This is a genomic window from Arsenophonus sp. ENCA (assembly GCF_002287155.1).
Taxonomy (GTDB): Bacteria; Pseudomonadota; Gammaproteobacteria; order Enterobacterales; family Enterobacteriaceae; genus Arsenophonus; species Arsenophonus nilaparvatae.
Map to the genome: position 1 here is coordinate 1 of NZ_NHNG01000378.1, position 3,989 is coordinate 3,989.

A 3,989-nucleotide genomic window follows, 5' to 3' on the forward strand; every position below is an offset into this window, starting at 1 on the left:
AGGCAAACGGCTATAGGAGCCAGATTCAGCGTAAAGGCCATCGAAACAAACCGTTGTCCAAGACTCAGCAAGGGCGAAACCACAGGATTGCAAAGACTAGGGCACGGGTTGAACATGCATTTGCGGCGATGGAACAAATGGGTAGAAAACTGATCCGCACCATTGGACAGGTGCGCGCTAATTTTGCCATGACGATGATGGCAGCATGTTACAACCTAAAGCGGTTGGCGTACTTCCAGAGCGCGTGCATCGTGGCTTTCTGACGCCCAGAATGGGTCAAATGGCCCTAGCCAGGGCAATGTGCGATAGAATCAGTAACGTGATAATCAAAAAAAATCTAATTATTTAGAATGAAAGCCAAGGGTTAATTGAAAATCTTGAGTTTTTCGAGGTGCCCAATTACCTAATATAACAGAATAGTGTTTTTTAACAGGAAACATAGATTGTTATGAGCAAAAAAAAATTATCCGCTATGCGTTCTTTCGGTGATATGCCTAAATTTGTGATAATACTCGAAGTTATTGGTTTATTATTATTATTGTTATTGGTCTATTTAGTGATAAATAATTATATTGAATTAGCTGCTTTATTTATGAAAAAAGGTGTTTTGCTTGCTATGATTATGCTAGCAATTGGTTGTATAATACCGGCCATCGTTCATATTGTTTGTCGGGCACTGCCTAAGCTTAGTTTTTTCGGCATTGACCAACAAAAAAATAGTTCGGAACATCACCAACGCAAGCTAAAAGCTAAGCAGTACAATCATCGTAAGATGGATTAAATTGTGAGTAGGAATGGCTCGTTAAATATGATTTAACATGATAAAATATGGTTTGTTTTTGGTTTAAGATGATAGATAGCGAATTTTCTTAGGTAAAATTGTTGGTATTTTGTGTAAAATAAGGTTAATTAATGGATTCGATTTGTTTCCCTGACATAGCTAAATTGCGAGAGTGGCTTGTTCAACTCAAAACTTCATATTTTGAATGTGATAATTGTCAGGCATTGCATTTGCCACATATGCAAAATATTGATGGTATTTTCGATGCTAAAGTTGATATTGTTGAAAACATATTAGTTTTCTCTGTTTTGGCTGAACTCAAACCGACATCGATTATTACTCTATTAGCAAATTTAAGCCAAATTAATGCCAGCTCATTAACAGCAAAAGCATTTATGGAAATTAATGATGAAAATTTGCCTAAACTAGTGGTTAGTCAATCTTTTTCGTTATTAGCTGGCATGACTTGTAATCAATTCTCCAGTTTCCTTCAGCAAGCAGAAGAGCAGATGGCGGCTATTATTTTTGAAGTTTATAACAATGATCTGCTGTATAGTGGTCAAGAAGATATTGACGATGAAGAGCTATCAGAGCGACCTTTACCTGCCCGTTTTCTGCTACATTAAGTTATAAAAATAGATGCAATCGGCATCTGCCATTCATGTGGATGGATAATGGATTATCTATTTTACATTTATGAAGATTAAAAGAATAACAATAAATCTCAGACTATTTATTACTTTAAAAGGCCTGGCTATTTTGCTAGATTCTTTTTATCCCTATTAACCGCTTCGTTTGCACTTTATCTACCAAATAATATTCGAATAATAACCGCTTTCTAAAAGGAATTAGAATATGATCAGTTCATCGCAATCTGCTAGTGTCAATAATATTGAATCTTCCGTTGCTTCCAGTCCTGATTTTGATCCGATAAAAGTAGAAATCGATAAAAAAAATCGACAATAAATTTGTGATGGTTTTTAGTGGATTTTCTAGCATGGGATATGAAAATACAGAAAAATTACAAGACTATATAACAAAAGAGATAAAACAAAATATTGATGAGCATGGGATTCATAATTTACTTATTGTTGCCGGCGCGACTCCTGAAGGTATTGGCTGTGTCTATGATATTGCTAAAAATTTAGGGGTAAGCACTTTTGGCATTATAACAGCTGGAAAGTTTTGGATGATTCTGGTGATTCATATATGGTATACGTTGCAAGTAAAAATGGATGTTTTTTAGCGTTTGGTGGTGGCAGTGTTACTCTAAGTGAATTAGAAGAAGCGGCCGGTAAAGGTATTGAAACAAAAATTTTTCCTGAGTTTTTACCAGATCCAATTAATTTAGACGGTAAATTAGCACAAGGAAAAACAATGGCTGAAATATGTCCAATACAAACAAAATATACAAAAGAGATATAGTATAAAAATAATCTCTCCAGCTGAGTTACATAAACGAATAAGGCAATATATTTAGTCCGCCATTTATTCTTAATAGCTAGGGTGGTTTGCTATTTTACAAAATGGAGTGATTATTTTAATTGTAAAAACCCTCAGTCTGTTGATGGTTATATTACATTAAACAAAAAAATGTTTATCAAGTGGTGTTCAGTGTTATTGATATCTTACATATTATAGATTTTAGACGTTAAAGATTAGCATACATTGAACACATCAAGTCTTTGCGTAATTAGTTAAAAAATTACCATAAATATAGTTTTCTTTATTAGAAGGCTAGATTTATTTGGTTAAATTTTTTCAAAAGATAAAGTGTATTGTTCAAGCCAACGCATTAATAAAGTCAAAATGCCATTCACGCATAAATAGATAATTCCCGCTGCAATAAAAACATCGACATTATAAGTTTGGCCAAAAATTTGTTGGCTATATCCCATAATTTCTAATAGCGTTATGGTGCTTGCTAGTGAAGTGCTTTTAAACACGAGTTTCGCACCAACAAATAAACAAGTTATTTTTAAGTTCAATTCGACATAATATATAATTCGCAAAAATTGCTAATTAACACATAAGTTATTGAAATAAATATATATTTTATATTATAAAATATCTTACGGATAAAACATTATTTTAGATATTTTTAGAACTTTATATGCCTGTGCGAAACTCGTGTAAAAGCCTTGTAATTGCCAGCTATTGGCTAAATTATAACCAAATCCTTAATTACATAAAACCTTGGTTTGTTAGAAACGGTAGATTGTGCAAAAAATGCACTGGATAAACGTACCGGTGGAACCGTCAACGGCGGTGTCACATTAGGGCAAAATTTGACTATTTCATGGGGAGGTAGAATGGCCACTTATCATGAAAATGGTGATATTACTGGCCCAGTTTGGGGTGGGGCGTTGAGTGGCTGGATTATTGCCCGCGCCAATACGTCCAACGTCTCTAGAGACGGGTGGTGGCGATGCGGTGAGACGGGCATTATTATGCAATGGGGATATGTAGGAAACACAAATGTAACGCATAATTTTCCACTCACATTCCCCCATGCCTGTTTTAATGTGATGGCCAGTAATGCTGATGCACAAGGTGATGTGGTAGATAATGCTTTCGGGCACCCTGTTAGCAATTCATCTTTCTTCGTCGCAACAAAAGTTTCTAACCACAATGTAATCTCTAATTACCCAATCTACTGGACTGCTGTTGGACATTAATGGTTAAATTTATGCAAAATTACTTCTATAGCGCACAAACAAATGGATTCTATATTTCATCTCTAAAATCAATTTATGAAACATCGATTAATGGATGGCCAGAAGATGCGATGCCAATAAGTGATGAGTTTTATCAAGAGCTTATTGACGGCCAATCATGTGGTAAGTTCATTAAGCGTGTTGCTTAATAGTGAAATAAGGGTGTTTCGGTGATTGAAGTAAATTTTACGCTGTTCTGAGATGGAAATTCCAAAGACCTGCGCTAAGGAGTAAGAAGGTATCATCAATAAAGGGTCTACGATTCCGTAAAATTTGGGTCATGCAACCGAGGCGCTTGATACCCGCGATGGCGTGTTCAACTGTAATACGGATGCCCGAGATTATTTTATTTTCTTGTTTTTGTTCAGGCGATAAAGGTCTTTTTCGAGTTCCTTTTTTTGGGATTTGTGTATTAGGATGCTGTTTATCTATACCTTGAAAACCGGTATCTGCCCAGATGGTTACCTCAGGAGGAATATGGCGAATTATAT

At 35.3% G+C, this 3,989-nt stretch carries 8 protein-coding genes and 1 pseudogene; 7 read left to right on the top strand and 2 right to left on the bottom strand.

The genetic code is table 11. The features are described from left to right. The 5 genes from CBG25_RS09885 to CBG25_RS09905 all read left to right on the top strand — a co-directional run. Positions 1-263: transposase (locus tag CBG25_RS09885; RefSeq protein ID WP_290603799.1), on the top strand; the 263-nt coding region annotated here is incomplete at its 5' end. Between the two features lie 185 nt (positions 264-448). Then, positions 449-781, top strand: a complete 333-nt coding sequence (locus CBG25_RS09890) for a DUF1418 family protein (protein ID WP_290606375.1) — start codon at positions 449-451, stop codon at positions 779-781. Between the two features lie 131 nt (positions 782-912). After that, the gene (locus CBG25_RS09895; protein WP_032116305.1) at positions 913-1,407 is read left to right on the top strand and encodes a YbjN domain-containing protein; all 495 of its coding nucleotides are present in this window, start codon (positions 913-915) and stop codon (positions 1,405-1,407) included. A 371-nt stretch (positions 1,408-1,778) separates the two neighbouring features. Next, positions 1,779-2,027, top strand: a complete 249-nt coding sequence (locus CBG25_RS09900; RefSeq protein ID WP_290606376.1) for a hypothetical protein — start codon at positions 1,779-1,781, stop codon at positions 2,025-2,027. Then, positions 1,991-2,206 (top strand): hypothetical protein, encoded by a 216-nt coding sequence (locus tag CBG25_RS09905; RefSeq protein ID WP_290606378.1) that lies wholly within the window; start codon positions 1,991-1,993, stop codon positions 2,204-2,206. The genes CBG25_RS09900 and CBG25_RS09905 overlap by 37 nt, the downstream gene beginning before the upstream one ends. Before the next feature lie 326 nt (positions 2,207-2,532). On the opposite strand, the pseudogene artM reads toward CBG25_RS09905, so the two are convergent. Then, positions 2,533-2,730 (bottom strand): annotated as a pseudogene (gene artM, locus CBG25_RS09910) (arginine ABC transporter permease ArtM); the annotation flags it as partial. A gap of 252 nt (positions 2,731-2,982) precedes the next feature. Here artM and CBG25_RS09915 point away from each other — a divergent pair. Both CBG25_RS09915 and CBG25_RS09920 read left to right on the top strand, forming a co-directional pair. Next, positions 2,983-3,459, top strand: coding sequence for a hypothetical protein (locus CBG25_RS09915; RefSeq protein WP_290606380.1), 477 nt, complete (start codon positions 2,983-2,985; stop codon positions 3,457-3,459). Between the two features lie 11 nt (positions 3,460-3,470). Next, positions 3,471-3,647 carry a hypothetical protein gene (locus tag CBG25_RS09920; protein WP_290606382.1) on the top strand — a complete coding sequence of 59 codons (177 nt, stop codon included), beginning with the start codon at positions 3,471-3,473 and terminating at the stop codon, positions 3,645-3,647. 37 nt (positions 3,648-3,684) lie between these two features. Here CBG25_RS09920 and CBG25_RS09925 read toward each other — a convergent pair. Next, positions 3,685-3,989: transposase family protein (locus tag CBG25_RS09925; RefSeq protein WP_290603625.1), on the bottom strand; the 305-nt coding region annotated here is incomplete at its 5' end.